The organism is Chitinophaga sp. MM2321 (assembly GCF_964033635.1).
GTDB lineage: Bacteria > Bacteroidota > Bacteroidia > Chitinophagales > Chitinophagaceae > Chitinophaga.
Genome location: NZ_OZ035533.1, coordinates 6021918 through 6043306 on the forward strand (window position 1 = coordinate 6021918; position 21389 = coordinate 6043306).

27 protein-coding genes are annotated in these 21389 nt (G+C 46.1%); 10 read left to right on the forward strand and 17 right to left on the reverse strand.

Annotated features, from left to right (window positions below; genetic code table 11):
• Positions 1–110: 110 nt before the first annotated feature.
• The 3 genes from ABQ275_RS23585 to ABQ275_RS23595 all read left to right on the forward strand — a co-directional run bounded on the left by ABQ275_RS23585 (position 111) and on the right by ABQ275_RS23595 (position 2679).
• Entirely contained in the window at positions 111–455 is a 345-nt protein-coding gene (locus ABQ275_RS23585; RefSeq protein ID WP_349315598.1) for a phage holin family protein, read from the forward strand.
• Positions 456–489: 34 nt separating this feature from the next.
• Positions 490–2463 carry a thiamine pyrophosphate-dependent enzyme gene (locus tag ABQ275_RS23590; RefSeq protein ID WP_349315599.1) on the forward strand — a complete coding sequence of 658 codons (1974 nt, stop codon included), beginning with the start codon at positions 490–492 and terminating at the stop codon, positions 2461–2463.
• A gap of 72 nt (positions 2464–2535) precedes the next feature.
• The gene (locus ABQ275_RS23595; RefSeq protein ID WP_349315600.1) at positions 2536–2679 is read left to right on the forward strand and encodes a hypothetical protein; all 144 of its coding nucleotides are present in this window, start codon (positions 2536–2538) and stop codon (positions 2677–2679) included.
• Between the two features lie 89 nt (positions 2680–2768).
• On the opposite strand, the gene ABQ275_RS23600 is transcribed toward ABQ275_RS23595, so the two are convergent.
• The 3 genes from ABQ275_RS23600 to ABQ275_RS23610 all read right to left on the reverse strand — a co-directional run bounded on the left by ABQ275_RS23600 (position 2769) and on the right by ABQ275_RS23610 (position 4651).
• Positions 2769–3308, reverse strand: a complete 540-nt coding sequence (locus ABQ275_RS23600; RefSeq protein WP_349315601.1) for an O-acetyl-ADP-ribose deacetylase — start codon at positions 3306–3308, stop codon at positions 2769–2771.
• A 3-nt stretch (positions 3309–3311) separates the two neighbouring features.
• Positions 3312–4058, reverse strand: coding sequence for an NYN domain-containing protein (locus tag ABQ275_RS23605; protein ID WP_349315602.1), 747 nt, complete (start codon positions 4056–4058; stop codon positions 3312–3314).
• A 122-nt stretch (positions 4059–4180) separates the two neighbouring features.
• On the reverse strand, positions 4181–4651 hold the full coding sequence (locus ABQ275_RS23610) for a DNA starvation/stationary phase protection protein (RefSeq protein ID WP_349315603.1): 471 nt from the start codon (positions 4649–4651) through the stop codon (positions 4181–4183).
• Positions 4652–4828: 177 nt separating this feature from the next.
• Here ABQ275_RS23610 and ABQ275_RS23615 point away from each other — a divergent pair, with 177 nt between their 5' ends.
• Positions 4829–6013: an MFS transporter gene (locus tag ABQ275_RS23615; RefSeq protein WP_349315604.1), complete on the forward strand. Its 1185-nt coding sequence runs from the start codon at positions 4829–4831 to the stop codon at positions 6011–6013.
• 52 nt (positions 6014–6065) lie between these two features.
• On the opposite strand, the gene rmuC is transcribed toward ABQ275_RS23615, so the two are convergent.
• The 4 genes from rmuC to ABQ275_RS23635 all read right to left on the reverse strand — a co-directional run bounded on the left by rmuC (position 6066) and on the right by ABQ275_RS23635 (position 10568).
• Positions 6066–7445, reverse strand: a complete 1380-nt coding sequence (gene rmuC / locus ABQ275_RS23620) for a DNA recombination protein RmuC (protein WP_349315605.1) — start codon at positions 7443–7445, stop codon at positions 6066–6068.
• Between the two features lie 99 nt (positions 7446–7544).
• Positions 7545–8621, reverse strand: a complete 1077-nt coding sequence (locus ABQ275_RS23625) for an iron-containing alcohol dehydrogenase family protein (RefSeq protein ID WP_349315606.1) — start codon at positions 8619–8621, stop codon at positions 7545–7547.
• Between the two features lie 20 nt (positions 8622–8641).
• A complete protein-coding gene (gene kdsB, locus ABQ275_RS23630; protein WP_349315607.1) occupies positions 8642–9367 on the reverse strand; it encodes a 3-deoxy-manno-octulosonate cytidylyltransferase in 726 nt (241 codons plus the stop codon).
• 10 nt (positions 9368–9377) lie between these two features.
• Positions 9378–10568: a DegT/DnrJ/EryC1/StrS family aminotransferase gene (locus ABQ275_RS23635; RefSeq protein WP_349315608.1), complete on the reverse strand. Its 1191-nt coding sequence runs from the start codon at positions 10566–10568 to the stop codon at positions 9378–9380.
• Between the two features lie 118 nt (positions 10569–10686).
• Here ABQ275_RS23635 and ABQ275_RS23640 point away from each other — a divergent pair, with 118 nt between their 5' ends.
• Positions 10687–11124, forward strand: coding sequence for a nuclear transport factor 2 family protein (locus tag ABQ275_RS23640; protein WP_349315609.1), 438 nt, complete (start codon positions 10687–10689; stop codon positions 11122–11124).
• 110 nt (positions 11125–11234) lie between these two features.
• On the opposite strand, the gene ABQ275_RS23645 is transcribed toward ABQ275_RS23640, so the two are convergent.
• Positions 11235–11453, reverse strand: coding sequence for a hypothetical protein (locus ABQ275_RS23645; protein ID WP_349315610.1), 219 nt, complete (start codon positions 11451–11453; stop codon positions 11235–11237).
• A 375-nt stretch (positions 11454–11828) separates the two neighbouring features.
• On the opposite strand from ABQ275_RS23645, the gene ABQ275_RS23650 reads away from it, so the two are divergent.
• The gene (locus tag ABQ275_RS23650) at positions 11829–12371 is read left to right on the forward strand and encodes a CAP domain-containing protein (RefSeq protein WP_349315611.1); all 543 of its coding nucleotides are present in this window, start codon (positions 11829–11831) and stop codon (positions 12369–12371) included.
• Here the strand turns inward: ABQ275_RS23650 and ABQ275_RS23655 are convergent.
• Together ABQ275_RS23655 and ABQ275_RS23660 are read right to left on the reverse strand one after the other, a co-directional pair.
• Positions 12365–12640 carry a hypothetical protein gene (locus ABQ275_RS23655; RefSeq protein WP_349315612.1) on the reverse strand — a complete coding sequence of 92 codons (276 nt, stop codon included), beginning with the start codon at positions 12638–12640 and terminating at the stop codon, positions 12365–12367. The genes ABQ275_RS23650 and ABQ275_RS23655 overlap by 7 nt on opposite strands.
• Positions 12641–12660: 20 nt before the next feature.
• Entirely contained in the window at positions 12661–13401 is a 741-nt protein-coding gene (locus ABQ275_RS23660) for a glycoside hydrolase family 25 protein (protein WP_349315613.1), read from the reverse strand.
• 130 nt (positions 13402–13531) lie between these two features.
• On the opposite strand from ABQ275_RS23660, the gene ABQ275_RS23665 reads away from it, so the two are divergent.
• From ABQ275_RS23665 to ABQ275_RS23675, 3 genes are all read left to right on the forward strand, one after another.
• Positions 13532–14557: an SPASM domain-containing protein gene (locus tag ABQ275_RS23665; protein ID WP_349315614.1), complete on the forward strand. Its 1026-nt coding sequence runs from the start codon at positions 13532–13534 to the stop codon at positions 14555–14557.
• 105 nt (positions 14558–14662) lie between these two features.
• Positions 14663–15025 carry a BlaI/MecI/CopY family transcriptional regulator gene (locus ABQ275_RS23670; protein ID WP_349315615.1) on the forward strand — a complete coding sequence of 121 codons (363 nt, stop codon included), beginning with the start codon at positions 14663–14665 and terminating at the stop codon, positions 15023–15025.
• Positions 15026–15030: 5 nt separating this feature from the next.
• A complete protein-coding gene (locus ABQ275_RS23675; RefSeq protein WP_349315616.1) occupies positions 15031–16677 on the forward strand; it encodes a M56 family metallopeptidase in 1647 nt (548 codons plus the stop codon).
• A gap of 2 nt (positions 16678–16679) precedes the next feature.
• Here the strand turns inward: ABQ275_RS23675 and ABQ275_RS23680 are convergent, their stop codons facing one another.
• The 3 genes from ABQ275_RS23680 to ABQ275_RS23690 are packed head-to-tail and all read right to left on the reverse strand — an operon-like array spanning position 16680 to position 17742.
• Positions 16680–17030, reverse strand: coding sequence for a hypothetical protein (locus ABQ275_RS23680; RefSeq protein ID WP_349315617.1), 351 nt, complete (start codon positions 17028–17030; stop codon positions 16680–16682).
• Between the two features lie 18 nt (positions 17031–17048).
• Positions 17049–17522 carry a hypothetical protein gene (locus tag ABQ275_RS23685; RefSeq protein ID WP_349315618.1) on the reverse strand — a complete coding sequence of 158 codons (474 nt, stop codon included), beginning with the start codon at positions 17520–17522 and terminating at the stop codon, positions 17049–17051.
• Positions 17523–17547: 25 nt separating this feature from the next.
• A complete protein-coding gene (locus tag ABQ275_RS23690; RefSeq protein WP_349315619.1) occupies positions 17548–17742 on the reverse strand; it encodes a YtxH domain-containing protein in 195 nt (64 codons plus the stop codon).
• A gap of 214 nt (positions 17743–17956) precedes the next feature.
• Here ABQ275_RS23690 and ABQ275_RS23695 point away from each other — a divergent pair, with 214 nt between their 5' ends.
• Positions 17957–19039, forward strand: a complete 1083-nt coding sequence (locus tag ABQ275_RS23695; RefSeq protein ID WP_349315620.1) for an AI-2E family transporter — start codon at positions 17957–17959, stop codon at positions 19037–19039.
• Here the strand turns inward: ABQ275_RS23695 and nadD are convergent.
• The 4 genes from nadD to ABQ275_RS23715 all read right to left on the reverse strand — a co-directional run bounded on the left by nadD (position 19030) and on the right by ABQ275_RS23715 (position 21320).
• Positions 19030–19599 carry a nicotinate (nicotinamide) nucleotide adenylyltransferase gene (gene nadD, locus ABQ275_RS23700; RefSeq protein WP_349315621.1) on the reverse strand — a complete coding sequence of 190 codons (570 nt, stop codon included), beginning with the start codon at positions 19597–19599 and terminating at the stop codon, positions 19030–19032. The two genes, ABQ275_RS23695 and nadD, sit on opposite strands and share 10 nt — an antisense overlap.
• 94 nt (positions 19600–19693) lie before the next feature.
• A complete protein-coding gene (paaD, locus tag ABQ275_RS23705; protein WP_349315622.1) occupies positions 19694–20188 on the reverse strand; it encodes a 1,2-phenylacetyl-CoA epoxidase subunit PaaD in 495 nt (164 codons plus the stop codon).
• Between the two features lie 2 nt (positions 20189–20190).
• A complete protein-coding gene (paaC, locus tag ABQ275_RS23710; protein ID WP_349315623.1) occupies positions 20191–20955 on the reverse strand; it encodes a 1,2-phenylacetyl-CoA epoxidase subunit PaaC in 765 nt (254 codons plus the stop codon).
• Positions 20952–21320 carry a 1,2-phenylacetyl-CoA epoxidase subunit B gene (locus tag ABQ275_RS23715; RefSeq protein WP_349315624.1) on the reverse strand — a complete coding sequence of 123 codons (369 nt, stop codon included), beginning with the start codon at positions 21318–21320 and terminating at the stop codon, positions 20952–20954. The genes paaC and ABQ275_RS23715 overlap by 4 nt, the downstream gene beginning before the upstream one ends.
• Positions 21321–21389: the final 69 nt, after the last annotated feature.

Consider the following 21389-nt stretch of genomic DNA (forward strand, 5'->3'; position numbering starts at 1 on the left):
TTTAGAGATTTAATTATTTGGGAATTTAGATATTTTGTTTCAAAGCAGGACCGCTTTTTGAAACAAAATATCTAAATTCCCAAATAATTAAATCTCTAAATTTTTCTCCTATGGCTTTCCTGATCCGTATATTAGTAAGTGCCCTGGCGGCCATGTTAACGACTTACCTGTTGAAACCGGCAGTAAAAATTGACAGCTTTGTTACGGCCCTGATCCTGGCATTGGTACTGTCATTGCTGAACGCCCTGGTAAAACCGTTATTGATCCTCTTCACCCTTCCTGTAACCATTGTTACACTGGGTTTATTCCTCTTTGTAATTAATGCGCTGATCATATTGCTGGCAGCCAAAATAGTTCCGGGCTTTAAGGTAGATGGCTTCTGGTGGGCAATGCTGTTCAGTATTGTAATGACCATCATCAACAGCGTTTTGATTGGTCTTGCCGGCAACAACTAGCCGCTTACCTTCGTGCTGTTAAAAAATCTCCGCCATGTATTTTGACCGGTCTGATCTCAGTGATGCGCAGTTAGTGTCTTTTTACAAAGCATTGTTATATCCCCGGCTGATAGAGGAAAAAATGCTGCTGCTGTTACGACAGGGTAAGATAAGTAAATGGTTTTCCGGCATCGGCCAGGAAGCCATCGCCGTGGGCGCCACACTGGCATTGGATGCAGATGAATGGATCATGCCCCTGCATCGCAACCTCGGCGTATTTACCACCAGGGATATGCCACTGGATAAGTTGCTGCAACAGTGGCAGGGCAGCGAAAGCGGCTACAGCAAAGGACGCGAGCGATCCTTTCACTTTGGCAGCCGTCAGCATCATATCTGCGGGATGATCTCTCACCTGGGGCCACAACTCTCTATTGCCGATGGTATCGCATTGGCACATCAGCTCAGAAAAGAAAGCAAAGTAGCCCTTGCCTTTACCGGCGAAGGAGGTACCAGCGAAGGCGAATTTCATGAAGCCCTCAATGTGGCTGCAGTATGGGGCCTGCCGGTTATCTTCCTCATAGAAAATAATGGCTATGGCCTTAGCACCCCCATCAGCGAACAATATCATTGCGCCAACCTGGTGGATAAAGCCATTGGCTATGGCATGAAAGGTATACAGGTAGATGGTAATAACCTCCTCGACGTATATAAAACCATCCGTACTGCCAGGGCCTACGCCATTGAAGAACAACAGCCCGTATTGATTGAAGCCCTCACCTTCCGCATGCGCGGCCACGAAGAAGCCAGCGGCGTAAAATATGTGCCACCGGCACTTTTTGAAGAATGGGCCCAGAAAGATCCCATCACACAATTCGAATCTTTCCTTCTTACCAGCCAGTTACTCTCGGAAAATGACATCCATACTATTCATGAAGAGCTGAAACATAGTATAGATGCCGATGTAGCCAGGGGATTAACAACAACTACTATTACTGTTGATACCAGCGAAGAATTAAAAGATATCTACGCCCCCGCCCCGGCCATCGTGGCAGCTACCGGAGAAAGATCGGAGAAACGGTTTATCGATGCGCTTTCCGAAGGGCTGAAACAAGCCATGGAGCAGCATCCTGAACTTATTCTAATGGGACAGGACATTGCGGAATACGGCGGCGCCTTCAAAATTACAGCAGGATTTGTGGAACAATTCGGGCGGGAGCGGGTACGCAATACGCCCCTTTGTGAAAGCGCCATCATAGGCGCCGCCCTGGGCTTATCAATTGCCGGCTTCAAGAGCATGGTGGAAATGCAGTTTGCCGATTTCGTTACCTGCGGCTTCAACCAGGTGGTGAACAACCTGGCTAAAATACATTACCGCTGGGGACAGCCCGCCGATGTGGTGATCCGTATGCCTGCCGGTGGCGGCGTGGGCGCCGGCCCTTTCCACTCCCAAAGCAACGAGGCCTGGTTTACCCATGTTCCCGGATTGAAGGTCGTATATCCGGCCACGCCGGAAGATGCCAAAGGGTTACTCACCGCTGCCATTGCAGATCCCAACCCTGTCATGTACTTTGAGCACAAGGCGCTTTACCGCAGTGTTAGCGGCCAGGTACCCGATGGCTATTATACGGTGGAAATCGGTAAAGCCAGGCTGGTACAGCCCGGAGATGATGTGAGCATTATCACTTACGGCAGCGGCGTACACTGGGCGCTGGAATATGCACAACAACACCCGGCTTTATCCATCGCCATCCTCGATCTCCGTACTTTGCTGCCACTGGACTATCCCGCCATCCGGGATGCAGTAGCCGCTACCGGCAAAGTACTGGTACTGCATGAAGACACGCTCACCGGTGGCTTTGGCGCCGAAATAAGTGCCTGGATAGCAGAACACTGCTTCCATCTCCTCGATGCCCCCGTCATACGATGCGCCAGCCTCGATACACCCGTGCCTTTTGCGGCGGCGCTGGAAAAAAATTTTCTCTCCAAAGCAAGACTGGACAAGTGTATCCAGCAATTAATAGCATGGTAACAGGAATCGGGATTGGGAAATTGCCCCGAAAGTTCTAATTTGCATCCAGAAATAATTTAAAATCATTATACTATGTTGATGAATCTTTTAACAGTAGTACAGACCACTAACTTTTACAAAGTTGGCGATGCCATTGGTCATTATCTGACACCCGTAGCCATCGCAGTTTTTGCGCTGATGTTTCTGTATGCTTGGGTGAAGTACGCAAAGATCTAATCATTCCCCTGTTTTTTACAACCGCATTATAAAAGGAAAGGCTCCCTGATGGGGAGCCTTTCCTTTTATAATTTACCGGCACAACAATATTATTCAGGTCTGATATACTGGTTATAATAGTGCTGTGTATAGCGGAGATTTTCATCGTCAAAGCACACCAGGATCACTTCTTCAATGGAACTATCCTGTTCCAGGTAGTCCACAATGGTGTTCATGGCGATGTTGGCCGCCAGGTCCTTGGGGAAATGATAGATGCCTGTGCTGATATTGGGAAAGGCGATAGATTTCAAATGATGCCGGGCTGCCAGTTCCAACGAGTGCCGGTAACAGTTGGCCAGCAGCTCCTCCTCCCGGTTATTGCCGTCGTTCCATACCGGGCCTACCGTATGGATAACATACTTTGCGGGCAGGCGTCCTCCTGTGGTGATCACTGCCTCGCCGGGGTTACACCCACCCTGGCGTGCTACAATGGCCCTGCAATCATCCAGGATAGCCGGCCCACCGGCCCTGTGAATAGCGCCGTCCACACCACCACCTCCCATCAGGGAAGTATTTGCGGCGTTTACAACGGCGTCCACCTCCACCTTTGTAATGTCTTCTTTCAGAATTTTAATCTTTCTGTATGCCATCTCCTATATCGTTCTTACATACACCAGTTTACCGGTTTTTTTACCGCTTTCCCTGATGTCAATTTCGAAATTCGGGAAACTTTTTATCAGCTGTAACAGCTTATTGTAGCCATAGTTACGGGCATCAAAGTCAGGTTGTTTTTTCAGCAACAGGTTTCCCAGCTCACCCAGGTAAGCCCAGCCATCCTCGTCTGCTATATCGTTGATACTGGCAGACAACAGTTCCATCAATTCTTTGTCTGCTTTGCTGATACCCTTTTGTTTGTCTTTGGCTGACTTTGGTTTATCAGGATCTGATTTCTTTTCACGCACCTGCAATATTTCCAGGTATATAAATTTATCGCAGGCAGCCCGGAAAGCACTGGGGGTTTTCTTCTCGCCCAAACCTATTACGCGCATACCGGCTTCCCGCAAGCGGGTAGCCAGCCGGGTAAAGTCACTATCGCTCGATACCAGGCAGAAGCCGTCCACACGTCCCGTATACAAAATATCCATGGCATCGATGATCATCGCGGAGTCGGTGGCATTTTTTCCGGAAGTATAGCTATACTGTTGTATGGGAGTAATGGCATAATCCAGTAATACGCCTTTCCATCCCGCCACAGTGGGTTTGGTCCAGTCGCCATAGATCCTTTTAAAGGTAGGGTTACCGTACTTCGCTACTTCTTCCAGCATCCCTTTGATATTATGATAAGGGATATTATCAGCATCTATTAATACGGCCAACCGGAGATCATTTGTATTATCCATGTAAAAAATATTTATGGGGATGAAGGCTCAAACAAATGTAGCCAAATAATGAAACCAAAAACGTGTTAGCTACCAGCGTTTTTGGCTGCAACTAACACGTTGTTATATGCTTTCAGGCAGGATTATTTGAGATAGGAACGGATCATCCAGGCCAGTTTCAGGTGGTTTTGCAACAGCCCGGTAACAAAGTCGCTGGCGGCTTTATCTTTATACTTTTCGTCAAATTCGTCGATCAGTCTGCGCAGGTTACGGATAATTGTTTCATGGTCGTCCAGTAATTCTTTCAGTTGTTTCTTCTGATCATTGGAATATTCAGATTCCACTAGATTGGTGAGTTTTAATACGTCTGCATAGCGGCCTTCTGCGTAGTGTCCCAGTTTACGGATGTATTCAGCCACCTCGTCACCATATTCTTCCAGCTCTTCATATTGTTCTTCAAAGAATTTATGCATTTCCATGAAATTATCGCCTTCAATATTCCAGTGGCTGTTGCGCGTTTTAGCATACACAAGTAATTCATCTGCCAATACCTTATTTAATTCTAATGCTATCTGTTTTGTGTGCTCTGCTGAAACACCGATTTGTACTTTCATATCATTGAATTTTTTGGTTAAAGTAAATTTACGACATCTACGGGAGCAGAATCATGAGGTATATCATAATTTAACCGCCGGTTAATATAAACAGGGAACGTTGCCGTTTTGTTCGTAAAGTAGCGATGTGGTCAATTTCTTTGCGAAAACTGTACCATACTCCATAATTTTGCCGCTATGTATCAGTCGAACGGGAAGATATACAGCTTGCAGTTTATTTTATTGTGCCTCAGTAATGCCCTCTTTTCGGCCAGTTTCAACATGATGATTCCGGAGCTTCCTGCTTACCTGAGCAAGATGGGTGGCGCGGATTACAAGGGTTATATCATCGGTTTATTTACGTTGATGGCCGGACTTTCGCGGCCATTCAGCGGCAAGCTTACGGATACAATCGGCCGTGTTCCTGTCATGATATTCGGTTCCCTGGTATGTGTGATTTGTAGTTTAATGTACCCACTGGTAAGTTCTGTTGGGGCATTTTTGCTACTACGTTTTTTCCATGGTTTTTCTACCGGTTTTAAACCCACCGGAACGGCTGCTTATGTTTCCGACCTGGTACCCTTTACCCGGCGCGGGGAGGCGATGGGTATGGTAGGTTTGGCCAGTACCATCGGCATGGCGCTTGGACCGGCTATTGGCGGCTATATGGCCGTGCGGTGGAATATAAATGTGATGTTCCAGCTGTCTGCCGTATTTGCGCTGTTATCTGTGGTGATATTAGTGGGTATGAAGGAAACACTTGTCAACAAACAACGTTTCCGTTTTTCCCTGTTGAAGATATCGGGTAATGAAATCTTTGAGCCACTGGTCTGGTCACCGGTGATCATCTGCTTCCTGACTTACTTCAGCTATGGCGCTATCCTGACGATCATCCCGGACTTCAGCAGTTTCCTGGGCATCGCGAATAAAGGGGTGTTCTTTACTTTCTTTACGGCCAGTTCTATTGGTATCCGCCTGCTTGCGGGCAAAGTGTCTGACCGTTACGGCAGGGTGCCGGTATTGAAAATATCTGCTTTACTGATGGCCGGGTCCATGCTTATGATGGGACTAGCCGACACGGGAACTTTACTCCTGTCTGCCGCGGTAGTTTATGGTATTGCTGTAGGACTCAATTCCCCCGCAATTACTGCCTGGACAATAGACCTCGGCCTGCCGGAACACCGCGGCCGCGCACTCGCCAGCATGTATATAGCCATGGAAGCAGGTATTGGTCTGGGTGCCTATTTCTCTGCTTTTGTTTATGACAATAAATCCACCAACTTCCCCGCTACTTTTTACCTGTTTGCCGTCATCACACTGCTGGCCACCTTTTACCTGGCATTCTTCTACAAGAAGCCACTAGCGGCCCTGAAAGAGTCCTGATGGCGAACAACGTCTTCTTAAAATATTATACTGCATAAAAAAACATGATCCGTTAACTGGTTGCTTCCGTTGCTTCATCAGCCGGTGCAATAAGGTCTGCTGTCATTTCCTTTGGCAGCGCCTTTTTATTGTCCAGCCCCAGGCGGCGCATTCTTTCCGCTCTTCCTACCAGGTTGCCATTACCGGTGGTCAGTTTGTTCATGGCGTTTTCGTATACGTTCTGACTACGTTTCAGGTGTTCTCCTATCAGCCCCATATCTTCTGCAAAGCCCACAAACTTATCATACAACGCACTCCCCTGCCGCACGATCTCTTCTGCATTTTTATTCTGATTCTCCAGGCGCCACATGGCATCAATAATACGCAGCGTAGCCAATAGGGAGGGTACGCTCACCAGGATCACCTTCTTACGGAAAGCAAAATCATACAGGTCTTCATCCTGCTGCATAATAGCCAATGCGTACGCCGGTTCTATAGGAATGAACAACATCACAAAATCAGTCGTATTGTTATACAATGTGTGATAGGCTTTGCGACTCAATTCACTCACATGGTTCTTTACCGATTGTATATGCAGCTTCAACGCCTGCTGTTGCTCCGCTTCTTCCGTTGCGCTGCAATACTGTTCATATGCTTTCAGTGATACCTTGGAATCAATGACCAGCTGCCGGTTTTCGGGTAGCTGTAATACCAGGTCCGGCATTCTTAACTGGCCGGTTTCATCCCGCTGTGCATCCTGTGTAAAATAATGAATGCCTTTTTCAAGCCCGGAAGCCTCCAGTACTTTTTCCAGGATCATCTCCCCCCAGTTGCCTTGCTTTTTAGTATCCGCTTTCAGCGCATTGGTCAGGTTATTCGCTTCTTTAGACAAGGTTTGATTAAGCTGTAACAGCCGCTGTAACTCGCTCTTCAGTTCCGCACGCTGCGAGGTTTCTGCTACAAGCGACTGCTGCACACTACTCCGGAAGTTATCTATTTTCTCTGCCAGTGGCTTCAGCAGATCATCCATCTTTACCTGGTTCTGCTGCATAAACGTACCGGATATACGCTGTAACAACACTTGGGCTGTATGCTCAAATTGCAGCTTAAAGTCCTGTTGTACCTGTAGCAGGCGATCCTTCTCCCCGCTCAGCTGTTGATGCAGGTGTTTATTCTGCTCCATCAGCCGCGCCTGTTCAGCCATCAGGGCGGAAAACTCCTCATTGATCCGTTCCAGTTGCTGTTGCTTTTCCCTGAGCAACATTTGTTTATCATCCAGCATGCTTTGCAGGTATTCCTGCCGGGCCTCCAACTGGTTATAACGCTCCTGCTGCTGCCCGTTGACCGCCAGCTGTTGTTTATGGCGCCGCACAACAGCGTAACACTGGTAGCCCAGCACCACTGCCGCCACTCCCGTAACAACCAATAATAGTAACATGAGTATATCCATCATCAGCAATATCGTTAATAACTACGCACTGAATCTGCGTAGCATAAAAAATCCCCGGGAAAAACGTTTGTTTTATCCGGGGAATATAGATATAAATGAAGCTTATAGTCTTTCGTACAGCTTACGCAGGCGTTCACGCGTCATGATCCCCTGCCAGCCTTTACCCAGCGCATTCTCCCAAAGTGGCGCCATTCCCAATGATACATCGATCATCGTTTCAAACTGTTCGTCTGTCAGTCCTTTGGTAATCCCCTGCGGAATATCGATGTTGTGTTTCTTTACCATCTCCTTAAATTTCTTCACGCCCTCCGGGTAAAATTCTTCCAGCTTATCAAACACAATACAGTTACCGATACCATGTTTGGTACCCAGCAGGTAGGCCAGTCCGTAACTAACCGCATGCGCCACGCCTACCTGGGAATAAGCGATACTCATACCGCCCGCATAGGAAGCCATCATCAGTTTCTCATCTGCCTCATCATCCCACTGCTCTTTCCCCAGAAAAATCTCTTCACAAAGCTCCTGCGCTTTATCACCATAGGATTTACTGAATGCATTCAGATAAGTACCTTTCAGCGATTCCACACAATGAATAAAGCAATCCATGGCAGTATAAAAACGCTGGTTTACTTCCACGGTCCTGGTTAAAGCCGGGTCCAGTACGATCTGATCGAAAGGGGTAAAGTCAGAGTTCATCCCCAGTTTGCGGGTAGGACCAGTCAATACGCAAGTACGGCTTACTTCCGCGCCTGTGCCGGAAATCGTGGGAATACCCACTTTATATACTCCCGGCACTTTCACCAGGTCCCATCCCTGGTAATCAGCAGAAGAGCCGGAATTCGTCATCATCAGACCCACCGCTTTGGCCATGTCCATAACAGAGCCGCCGCCGATACCAATGATACCGGATACCTCTCCAAACTCAGCCAGGAGTTCATCACGGATTTTATCTACATCCGTTGTTTTAGGTTCGTGTGTTACATCAATCACCACAATTTTGTCTTTCCCCTGTAAAGGTATGCGCGACAAAAACGCCTGCTTATCCTGGAACCACGCATCCACGAAGAATATCATGGGTGCATCGCCTTTGCGCTTGGGGGCTAGTATTTCGTCCAGCTGATCAAAACATCCGCTGCCATAAATTACGTAATCCACCATTTTAAAATTCCTGAATTTCATATACCCATATTAGTTAGATGTTATAAAAATTTCGCCGCTTTCTTCAGGTCTTCCGGCGTATCTATTTCTACGCCCATATAAGTAGTCGCCACCATCTTCATAGGAATACCATTTTCCAGGTACCGCAAACACTCAATCTTCTCGACAGATTCCAATGGCGTCATGGGCATTTGTGTGAAGTCCAGCAACATTTGCTTACGGAAAGCATAGATCCCGATATGCTCGTAGTAAACAGTTTTTATGGCTTTATCGCGTGGATAAGGAATCACAGAACGGGAAAAGAACAGGGCGTTGGAATTCTTATCCACCGCCACTTTCACGTAGTTGGGGTCTTCCACCAGCTCCGGGTCTTTCAACTCCTGCATCAGCGATGCTACCTGCACCTGCCTGCCTGCTTCCCCTTCAAATACTTTCAATAATTTCTCCAGCGGCTCCCGTTGGGTAAATGGTTCATCTCCCTGCACATTCACCACTATATCCACATCCATATCTACAACGGCTTCGGCTATACGATCCGTACCGCATTCGTGTTCTTTCTTACTCATAACGGCTTTGCCGCCATGACTTACTATTTCATTATAGATGTCCTCACTGTCTGTTACCACCATTACATCATCAAAAACGCCGGTGTTTACTGTAGATTCGTAAGTGCGGAGGATCACTGTTTTTCCGCCCAGCAGGGCCATCATTTTACCAGGGAAACGGGTAGCTCCATAACGGGCAGGTATCAACGCTATTTTTTTCATGGTTGAAATTTTATAAGGCGCTTTTAACTGCATTCACCATTTTCTCCTTTCTTTCCTGGATTTCCGCATCACTCCATGACAGGTTGATGGGTGTGGAGATATTTCTGCCGATAACAGCATCGGATGCCGGGAATTCTTTTGTTTTGTAGATTTCCATGGCCTGCTTCAAACCGGGTGCAAACGGCGTTAACGCGGCTCCTTCTTTGAAGTGATCCCACTGGCGGATATAATGCCAGTTGTTGTCATAATAGTAGAAGGCTGGTAAACCGGCTGCTTTCATCGCTTCGGCAGCACTGCGCGCCTGCGCGGCGTCTGGCAGGAAGAAAGACAGGAAAGTAGCACTATCGCCGGCTTCATCCGGTAAACGGCGGAAAGTTACACCGGGTATGGCACTCAGTGCATCCTTAAATATTTTCTTTGTTTTACGCTGTACTTCCAGGAAGTGATCCAGCTTGCGGACCTGTGCCAGCCCTACAGCGGCATGCAGTTCCGAAATACGGTAGTTATATCCTATAAACGGATGCAGGTCTGCACCACGATCCACACCCAGGTGATCGTGACCATGATCTGTATAGCCATCACATTTTGTATAAACGTCTTTGTTATTGGTGACAATAGCGCCGCCTTCTGCACAGGTGATCGTTTTCACGAAATCGAAGGAAAATGTTCCTGCGTCGCCAATAGAGCCGAGGGCCTTTCCTTTATAGGAAGCTCCAAACGACTGGCAGGCATCTTCCAGCAGCAGGAGATTATGTTTTTTGCAGATAGCCTGTAATGCATCCAGATCAGCCATAGCGCCACACATATGTACCGGCATAACAGCCTTTGTACGGGGAGTGATGGCGGCTTCCACCGCTTTGGGGTCGAGGGTAAGGGTATCGTCAATGTCTACCAGCACCGGGGTAGCTCCTACTGAAAATATAGATTCAAAGCTGGCCACAAAAGTAAAAGTGGGCATGATAATCTCGTCGCCGGCACCCAGTCCCAGGGCCGCCATAGCCGTAGTTAATGCAGCCGTACCGCTGGAGGCAAGCTGCGTGTATCGTACATCCAGTTTGTCACAAATAGCCTGTTCCAGCTCTTTTGCTTTCCAGATCCCTTTACGCGGACCATCAAATCCGTAACGCATCATGATTCCTGTTTCCAGTACATCGTTTACTTCCTTCCTTTCTTCGTCGCCAAATAGTTCGTATCCCGGCATAAACTATTGATTTTAAAATATAATTTGAAAGAGATGATTTTAAATAGTGCTGCAAAGTTACTATAATCAGGGTTGCGTTACATCGTAAAAACTGATTATCTTTTGCTAAAAATTTAACATGCGTTTTATACTGTATCTGATTCTTTCCGGAAGCGCCCTCTTGCTCTGCATGCCCTGTCTACAGGCACAACAGACCGACCGGCAACAGATAGAAGCCCTCATGGCCACCCAAACAACCGCCTGGAATAAGGGCGATGTGCCCGCTTTTATGCAAACTTACTGGCACTCCGACTCCCTGCTGTTCATCGGGAAAAGTGGCGTTACCTACGGCTGGCAGGCTACGCTGGAAAGGTACAATAAAACCTATCCGGACAAAAAGGCCATGGGCAAACTCGATTTTAAATTATTGGAATTCAAGCCTTTGGCGGCAGATGTCTACCTGGTCATTGGCAAATGGCACCTGCAACGCAGCATCGGCGACCTGCAGGGGCATTTCAGCCTGGTGTTAAAGAAGATCAAAGGAGAATGGAAGATTATAGCAGATCATAGCAGCTGACCATAAAAAAACCATCCTAAGAATAGGATGGCCGCTATACACCACAACATTAAAGAAGAAACTATGACTATTACATCGTCTTCTTAATATTAAAAACTTGATCAGGTTTCTCAAAGGATATGGAATGCGTCTTTATTATCTTTTTTATTTCTTTTTTTATTCTTCTCATCATCCCTCACCGCTTTATTCTCACTTTCCGGCGTACCGGATAAATCACCGTGAAGCGGATTACGGGTGTTAGTTGCCTTATCTGTGTCCAATATCTTTACCGGTTTCTTGTCGTTTTGCTGATACGTCTGCACATCCTGCTCCCCCTTTTTCTTTTTCATAATCTCTTTTTTTGCAGATGAAATGATAAAATAGATACCCTTGTCATGCGACAAACATTATTCCAACCAGAAAACAGTGGTTATTAGCATTATAGAGAACAGGATACGTGGTATCCATTCCCCATATCCTTCCTGCAAATGGGAAAAGAAGGGAACAACTGCGAAAATATAGCAGCGTCCGTTAACATTAGCTTTGCAAAAACGACCTTTATTTTTCAGGACAACGCAGTACCTTCGGGTCACAATTTGTTTTAACCCATAACCGCTGATCAGCCAAGAGTAGTTTTAATCCGAATCCTCCTAAAAGCCACTTTAGTTTTAATTCAAGTCCTATTTAGAACCCGGTATCTATTCATCAATAACTTATAACTGGTTATGTCCGGGAGAATTATTTGTATAGCCATGCTGCTGCTGGCATTTTCTATTTTTTCAGGCTGTGCTAAAGACGCAGCTATTAAGCCGTCGCCCTTTGTAAAGGATGGTACGGACACACTCACCATACCCGAGAATAAGATAGACCGTACCGCACTCATAGAACTGGTAAATGGATTACGTAGCCGCGGCTGCAACTGTGGTGATGTGAAGATGCCCGCCGTAGGCCCGCTCACCTGGAGTGGTTTACTGGAAAAAGCCGCCTACCTCCATAGTAAAGACATGGCGCTCCATCAATACTTTGATCATACCGGACTGGATGGTTCTACACCCGGTACCCGCATGGACGCCGCCGGTTACCGCTGGAATAAATACGGGGAAAATATTGCCAGCGGCCAAATGGAAGAACAGGCCGTTATTATGGGATGGCTCAGCAGTCCCCAGCACTGTAAGAATATGATGGATGCAAATTTCACAGAAGTGGGAATTGGCCTGTATGATAAAGACTGGACCATGGAATTAGGGAGAAGAAGCGTAACTCAATAATCAGGGGCACTCATCTTTTTCCGCCAGAAACGCCAGATCATGTACAGATAAGCCGCCAGAGAGATGCCGAACCAGGCATAAAAGAAGATCATCCGGCCTTTGGTGGACTCCTCCGGCACGGCAAATCCCAGGTACAAGCCCAGGAATACGTTAATCATCATCCAGAAAAAGCCAACGAATATGGTGCGCATGATCTTTATCAAGAAAAAGAAAAGCTCTCTGTCTAATTTATTCGGGTCTTTTACTGGTTTTTCCGGTTCTTCTTCCATAATTACTTATTTCAACAACTTTAAGGGATACACAGTTTAACCAGGTCTGAACTATCTCCTTTAAATACATTAAAGTCAACGGAAGTTTTGATACCGTTAACCCTGCCAATATCACTGTGCTGCCAGAAGAGCCAGGCTCTTTTTGAAGCAGGACGCTCTTTCTGATAGTAATGGGCTATCCACAGGGGATAATCATCAAACTCACTGCCAAGATACGTTTCATAGAAATGAATATTCGTATAGATGATTGGCTTTACCTTATATACTTTCTCCATTTCTTCGAGCCATATCTTTGCTGTACTGCGGATCACCGCTGCCGGCTGATTATTGCTTGTTTCTATATCCAGCACCGGTGGCAGGTCGCCGGATTGCAACGCCACCACATTCTGAAAATTGATCGCCTGCTTGATGGGATCGCGGGTAGCATAAAAAAAGTGATACGCCCCTCTTACCAATCCGGCCTTGCCGGCCCTGTCCCAGTTTTGTTTAAAGGCTGCATCCTGACGGGTAATCCCTTCTGTTGCTTTTATAAAGGCAAAGGATATACGAATATTCTCCACCTGCATCTGCTTTACTGCGTGCCAGTTGATCTCTTTCTGGAATTTGGAAACGTCAATCCCATGGATGTCATAATTTACCGGCATATCGATCCCAAATTCTTCATACCGCACAAATTCAATCCGCTTATCACGTTCACGCCACCATATATAAGCCACCACGGCCAATGCTATTAATAATAATCTGATCCAGATGCTTTTCACTTTGTTGCTGTTAGTGCCAGGGAATGGGGAAAGTATGCTGCAATAATGCCCACAGTCCTTTTTTTTACAGCAAGTATAGGTTATAATTTGTTTAAAGAAGCTACTTTTACAGCGGTCAAGTGATTTTTATATGCCTGATTTTAACCTGAATGATACCCTGAACCTTGCTTCCAAATTCACGTTCCGTCGTGCCTGGAATGCTGGTAAAGTGCTGGGAAGTTATTTTATGAGCAAGTGGACCAATAAACCGGTTCAATGGGGGTACCCCATCTCTATCTCTTTTGAGCCTACTACTTCCTGCAACCTGCGCTGCCCGGAGTGCCCAAGCGGTCTCAGAGCGTTTACGCGCCCTACCGGGATGCTTGAACAGGATTTTTTCAGGAAAACCATCGACGAGATTTCAAAGGAACTGCTATACCTCATCTTTTACTTCCAGGGAGAGCCTTATCTGAATACCGGCTTCCTCGACATGGTGAAATATGCCGCCGACAAAGGGATCTATACCGCCACTTCTACCAATGCCCACTACCTCACAGATGCCAATGCAAAGAAAACCGTGGAAAGCGGTCTTGACAGGCTGATCATCTCTATTGACGGCACTACCCAGGACGTATACACGCAGTACCGTGTAGGTGGCCACCTCGATAAGGTGATCGAAGGCGCAAAAAATATTGTGAAATGGAAAAAGGAACTGAACGCCACAAAACCATTTGTGTTTTTCCAGTTCCTCGTTGTGAAGCCCAATGAGCATCAGATAGAAGATATTAAAAGGCTGGCCAAAGAAATAGGTGTAGACCAGGTGCGGTTTAAAACAGCGCAGGTGTATGATTATGAAGAAGGCAACAAGTTAATTCCTACTATAGATAAATACTCCCGCTACCATCGTAATGAAGACGGTACCTATGCCATCAAAAATAAGCTGAGCAACCATTGCTGGCGTTTGTGGCATTCACCGGTAGTTACCTGGGATGGCCTGGTGGTTCCCTGCTGCTTTGATAAAGATGCGCAACACCGCCTCGGCGATCTGAAAAAAGAATCCTTTAAAGAACTATGGCATAATAAAGAGTATATCCGTTTCCGTAGTCAGATACTCGATACCCGTAAAAACATCGATATCTGCGCAAATTGCAGCGAAGGCACAAAGGTGTGGGGATAGTTTTTTTACCTTATATTACATTGTTAACCAACACGTTACTATAATTATAGTTTAATTACTACAAAAATAGTTTTTAAACTACAAAAATAGTTATAGATTCGTGTCATGAAGAAATTATCACGCAAAGAAGAAGAGCTGATGCAGGTGATGTGGGACCTGGAGAAAGCATTCGTTAAAGATGCGATAGAGCAGCTTCCCGACCCAAAACCCCATTATAACACTATTGCTACGCTCATGAAGAGGCTGGAAGATAAAGGCTTTCTGGCGCATCATGAATATGGCGGCTCCTACGAATACTACCCCGTCGTAGGCAAGGAAAGCTACAAGCAAACCTTCATGAAAAAAGTGCTGAATACTTTTTTCGACAACTCCTATCTCAATATGCTGGCCTATTTCGCGAAGGAAGAGAAAATCAGCCCGGATGAACTAAAGCAACTCATGAAGATGATTGAAAAAGATAAAAAATAACGTGTATGCCTACACTATTCATATATATCCTGCAAGCATCGGGCGCGATGATCCTTTTCTACCTGCTCTATATTTTATGTTTCAAGCAGGAAACCTTTTACCGGTACAACAGAATATTATTACTCAGCGCCTTTTTCCTCTCCGCCCTGCTACCACTGCTACCCATTCCCGCCCTGCAATGGGCCGCCCATACGCCGGAAGAAGTATCCAATACCATCGTTTATTTCAACAATAATGTGCAGGCGCCTACACAAAGCATGGCCGCTCCTGCTACTCATCCCTGGTGGGATGCACTGGTGCAACACAGCACGCCCATCCTGCTGAGCATCTATATCGTGGTGGCTATCGGGTTGCTGCTGGCACACGTGGTGCCATTATGGAAGATCAGGCGTTGCCGGCTGGCCGGCAGCAGTTACCGAAAAAACAATATCACGTATGTACAACTTCCCGGCCTTACCACGCCCTTTTCGTTTATGCGCGCCATCTTCTTCGACCCTAACGCTTACGAACACACGGAATTACAACACATTCTAAAACACGAAGAAGCGCATGTACAACAATACCATTCAATAGATACACTACTGGCAGCCGTTTACTGCTGCATTTGCTGGATCAATCCTTTTGCCTGGTGGTGTAAAAAAGCTTTGCAATTGAACCTGGAGTTCCTGGCAGATGAAGCCGCCCTGCAACATTCCACCACCCCCGCCTCCTATCAGTACAGCTTATTAAAGATAGGCGCACACTGCAGCCCGGTATCTGTTGTCAGTCATTTCAGTAAATCCTTCCTTAAAAACAGGATATTTATGATGAACAAGACCCACTCCCCCCATGTACACGCCTGGAAGTACCTGCTGGCGCTTCCGGTACTGGCACTCGCTGCCTGTCTTCTATCCGCCACTTCATCCTCTACCAACACAGCACGCAACAAATACCTGGTAGAAGATATGGGCATCACCTACGGTATGGTGACTAAGCTAACATCGGATGATGACCTGGCCGGTATGAAAGAGATACTAGCAAAAAAAGGAATTACAGTCACGCTTCCTCTGCTAAAACGCAACCAGACAGGGGAAATAACCGAGATCAAATTCGACCTCGCCCTTCAGAAAGGAAGCAGCTTGAGTATGCGCTCAGATGATAGCCCTATCACGCCCTTTTACTTCAACCTTAGCGAAAAAGAAAACGGTATTGGTGTATTCCCGACAAAGCATTTTCCGCAAAGCCTGATAGCGCGCGCAGAAGACGAGAATAATGGTGAGCTGAAAGGTGTCACTACAGACACTTCTTATAAGAACCGGTTCCCGGGTGGTAGCCTGGCTTATCAAAAAACGCTGTCAAAAACAATTCGTTATCCGAGGGCTGCGCAGGAAAAAAAAGCGATAGGCATCGTAACTGTGCAATACAAGATTCAGGCAGATGGCATCATAAAGGATATAGAAGCGTTGTCTTCACCGGATCAGCAAATGACGGACGAAGTGAAAAGAGTCATTGCAAATCTGCCTCCGTTCAATGCTGATCCTACCGGCAAAACAACCCGCGTAACACTTCGGGTAGCATATCTATTGATAGATAGAAATGATCAAACGCCCCAGGTCCCCGGACTCAAGGATGCAGATGTAATTGTATATGGGTATGGGGTTATGACGAAGTAAGTTTATTCCGCCACAGGTTCTTTCTTCTTTCTCTTCCGGTTGGTAACTTTATTAAAGATATTAATACCCAGTTGTACACCAATAAATTCAAGTGCTGTCATTAATGCCCCGGTAGCAAAATTCTTAAATTTACCACTTCCCCACGCCATCTTAGCCACGTTCATGGCTACGTTCAGGGCACCGCTATGTTTGGCGCTACCGGGGATGACAGCATTCAAAGCCATTTTTTTATAATTGTCTCTGAAGTAGTCTACCCGGTTACCAAGTTCATTCTCGAGGTTTTTTGACCGCATTTTCAAACGGGCAATTTCCAGCTCCAGTGTTTCGAAGCTGGTTACTTTTACCTTACGCATGTGTAAACTTTTTTCATTTTATGCTTTCATGGTGTTTTCTGTTGCCTCTTCATTGGGAACATGATCATACGCCTCTTCCTTATATGCTTTGTAAGCAGGCCGTTGATACTGAAGATGGTCAGACTCATCATCATCACTTTCTTCGATCTCCTCTACCAGTTCCGCTATCAGCAATTTGGCCAACGGTCGTTGAATCAGCTGTTGACGGAACAACAGGATCACTACAAACAATAGTACAAATAAGCCTGCTGCGCACGCAAACCCAATAGTAAAGCTGCCGGTCATTTCACCGATCCAGAAGCCCAGTACCATCCCAAGGAATACAATCACGAAAAAGAACAACAGGAAAGCCATCATCAGTGAGAAAAACAATCCCAACGCTTTAGATAACTTTCCTGCTGCCTGGAGCTTAATCAGGTCCAGCCTGGTTTCCAGGTATTGCCTGGCTACTTTTCCTGTTTTGTTAAAGTAGTTGCCGAAATTATCTTCCATGCAAATCAATTTAATCTATTGCGAGTTATGCCAACTCATTTTCCAACTCATCCTGGAATTGATCTTTCTTCTTCTTCCACTTGTCTTTCAGTTTCTCTGTCTGATCTCTCAGTTTTTCTACCAGTTCGTCTTTCTTGTCAGAATTCAGGAAATATCCTACAGCAACGCCTACGGCTGCCCCTACTATAAATGAAACCACGGCTTTGGAACTTGTACTCATAACTAAGGTTTTAAAAATTAGAAAATAAAGGTTTTCGTTTTTGCATTTAAAGGTTCACAAACATTATTCCACAAATGAATACTGCCTGAAACTACCGATTTTACTCCGCATTAAGAACAAGCATCCCCATTTTTTGTTTAGTGCTGCACAAGCACCACATAGTGTACCGGTCCGTTTTTTGACAATACCAATAAATTATACGATATTTTGTACTATGAGCTATCTTGACAATGACCGCCTTAAACAAATGGGGTTTCTGCTTCTCGTTGTTTTCCTGGCTTTACTCCTTTTCATGGAGTTATATACCTTTTTCCCCGGCTTCCTGGGGGCCGTTACGCTCTATGTACTTTGCCGGAAATGGATGTTCCGTCTGGTGGAAAACCGGAAATGGAAAAAGAACCTCGCCGCAGCCCTGCTGATGGTATCCTCCTTCCTGATCATCCTGATGCCCATAGGCATGCTGGTAAACCTCCTGACTGCGAAGGTGGCCTATGCAGCCACGCACTCTACGGAACTGATCAACAGTGTGAAAGCCGCCAACGAACACGTGCAACAAACCATCGGAATAGACCTGCTGTCCGACCAGCGTTTACAAAAATTACAGGAAGGCATCACTGCCTTTTTACCTGGCTTCCTGGGCGCTACTTTCAATACCCTGACGGCCATCGCAATTATGTATTTCATCCTCTATTTTATGCTGGTCAACGGGCGGAAAATGGAAGAAGACCTGTACGAATATATCCCACTGAAAGAGGCAAACGTAGAACGACTGGGTAAAGAGTTCAACACATTGGTGTTTGCCAACGCGGTAGGGATACCGGTAATAGCCATTGTACAGGGGGTCATTTCATTGATCGGCTACCTCGTTTTTGGTGTTCCACAGCCCATGTTCTGGTTTGTAATAACGTGTTTCACTGCTATGTTGCCGGTAGTTGGTGCGGCAGCCGTATACGTTCCTTTGGGTGTATATCTCCTGGCCGCTGGTAGTACCTGGCAGGGTGTGGCCGTATTGGTATATGGCTTTGGCGTAGTAGGAACATCCGATAATATTGCCCGGTTGTTACTGGCAAAGAAAATAGCCGATGTACATCCGCTGATCACCATCTTTGGTGTAATAATAGGCGTAAGCCTCTTTGGGTTCATTGGGCTGATCTTCGGTCCCCTGCTCATTTCCATGTTCATCCTCCTGCTACAGATATACTCCAATGAGTATCTCGTAAAAAGAAGAGATCTTAATAAAAGAGAAGTACTCAAGCGGGATGTAATAAGGAAAGATAAGGAAGATGATCAGCGATAATAACTATTCTCTGTTATATAATTGATCACACTATCCGATACCATATAACGAACAGATTTTCCTTCTTTGATCCATTTACGGATATCCGTGGCAGAGATGTCCAGCATAGGAGCATCCAGTATTTCCAGCTGTGCACCGAAGGTCTCTTTAATCTCATGGCCGGGGCGGCGGTAAACGTAGATCGGGTAGTTTTTTATGATGTGCTCATAATTTTTCCATCGTGGCAAATTCTGAAAACTATCACTGCCCATAATGATGGCAAATTCCTGTGTAGGAAACTTTTCGCCAAGATAAGCCAGCGTATCAACGGTATAAGAAGGACGCGGTAACGAAAATTCTATGTTGCTTGCCCGCAGCCTTGGCTCATCTTTTATTGCCAGTTCTACCAGGTGAAAGCGATCATGCTCATTGAGCAGTGCAGACGAGGGTTTCAATGGATTCTGCGGAGAAACCACCAACCATACTTTATCAAGATCAGTATTGTACGCTACGTAACTGGCAATGATCAAATGCCCCGTGTGTATAGGATTAAAGGATCCAAAATACAAGCCTATTCTCATGTTTCATTGTATAAGTTGCCTATGGCTATACTAATAATGCGTGTAAAAATAGGGATTTCCGGTGAGAGCCGGAATGGGAACATACAAACAAGGTTTACTCCAATGGTTTGAATTGCTCAAATACCTGTCCGCAGGATTTACAATAATGGATAGCGCGGCAAAGTGTGGAACCAAAAGGTGAACGTAGATAGGTAGCCTCACTACCGCAATGCGGACAAGGTGTATGCAACATAATTTCTGCCCGTACCTCGCCTTCCAGTAATTGTGGCGGCGCTATACCAAAGGTTTTCAGCTTCTCTTTGGCGGCTTCTGTCATCCGGTTGCTCTGCCAGTGTACATTTTTATCTGTTGCTACGGTAACGGCTATACCGAGTTCTTTTTCTACAATTGTTTTGATATTCCGCTGTATATAGGTAACCGCCGGACAGGCAGCAAATGTGGGGATCATTTTTATAAGTACCGCTTCCGTTCCCGTCAGTTCTACCCCCGTAATCATACCCAGGTCAATAACACTTAATACCGGTATTTCCGGGTCCATCACATGTTCCAGGGAACGATACACCGCTTCTATCGAAATTGTTTGTGACATTTTTACCAGCTGGCCTCCGTATCCAGGTTAAATACTTCTCCCATTTCCTTTAACAAGGGTGACAGGTACTCCGTATGAATTCCCTGTCGCCCGCCATACACCGGCGAAATACTGCTCAGTTCCGGCAAATTAAGGGACGACTTCACCAGCACCGGATAAATACGATCCAGCCAGCGGCTATATAATTCCTTTTCGCCGGGATATACTTTCGCTGCTATCAGCGCATCTTCATATTCGGGTGACGTTTCGAAAATGCCTGCTGCCAGCGCAATCGTATTATGCAACGCGGCTTGCATACGGGCATGACTTTCTTCGCCCGCATTACTCAGCTGCATGATCCAGGCGTTTGCATGCAGGGTATGATATTTTAATTCCCCTTTCACTTTTTTACCGAGCTGCCGGAACGGCTCAAAGCTACTGTCCTGCAAACTTTCATACCTCACCGTTTCTGCCTGGTCAAACAGGAAATGCCGCATCAGGCTGAAATCATAAGCACCATTGGGCAGCTCTACAAGATGCGAACATCTATACGCATCTCCGGATCGCATAAAGGCGAAATGATCCGGATCACTACCGCCCAGGTCTTCCTGCAACACCCGGTACAACGCCCATGCATGGCCTATTTTATCCTGCGCCATGGAAGAAAAAGCAATGTCTTCTTCCATCACAGGACCCAGGCCGGTCCATTCGGAATTCCGGTGCCCCAGAATCAGTTCATCATCAGCCATTTTTATGATCAGATCTGTGAGTGCTGCGTTATGGATCATTTGGATTGTTTGAATTTGTTGATCTTCTCCATCACTTTAAATCCGCTGGCATCGCGGTAGGTTTTCTCCAGGTTGTTGGCAAACATATCTTCATCTTCTGTATCAAATGCCAGTATATCCGCACTCCTTACTACCCAGAGATTCACACATTTTTTCCGGCGGCCAAATTGTTCCTTTGCAAACACCAGTGCCAGTTGAGGATCCGGTGCGTGTACACAGCCAACATGTTCATGATGGGCGCCTCTTTTCTCCTGGTGAAAGACTTCATATATGTTCCAGTTCTCTCCGGCTGCTACTGTGATCACTTCTCCGGCTGCTCCCAGTTTCAATCTGTTTACGCGCGGATCTAAAGACTCGTTAGACATGAATGAATGAATTGGTTTTATTTGTTGAACCCTGAAAACCGTCACTAACGTACAGGGATATACGATATA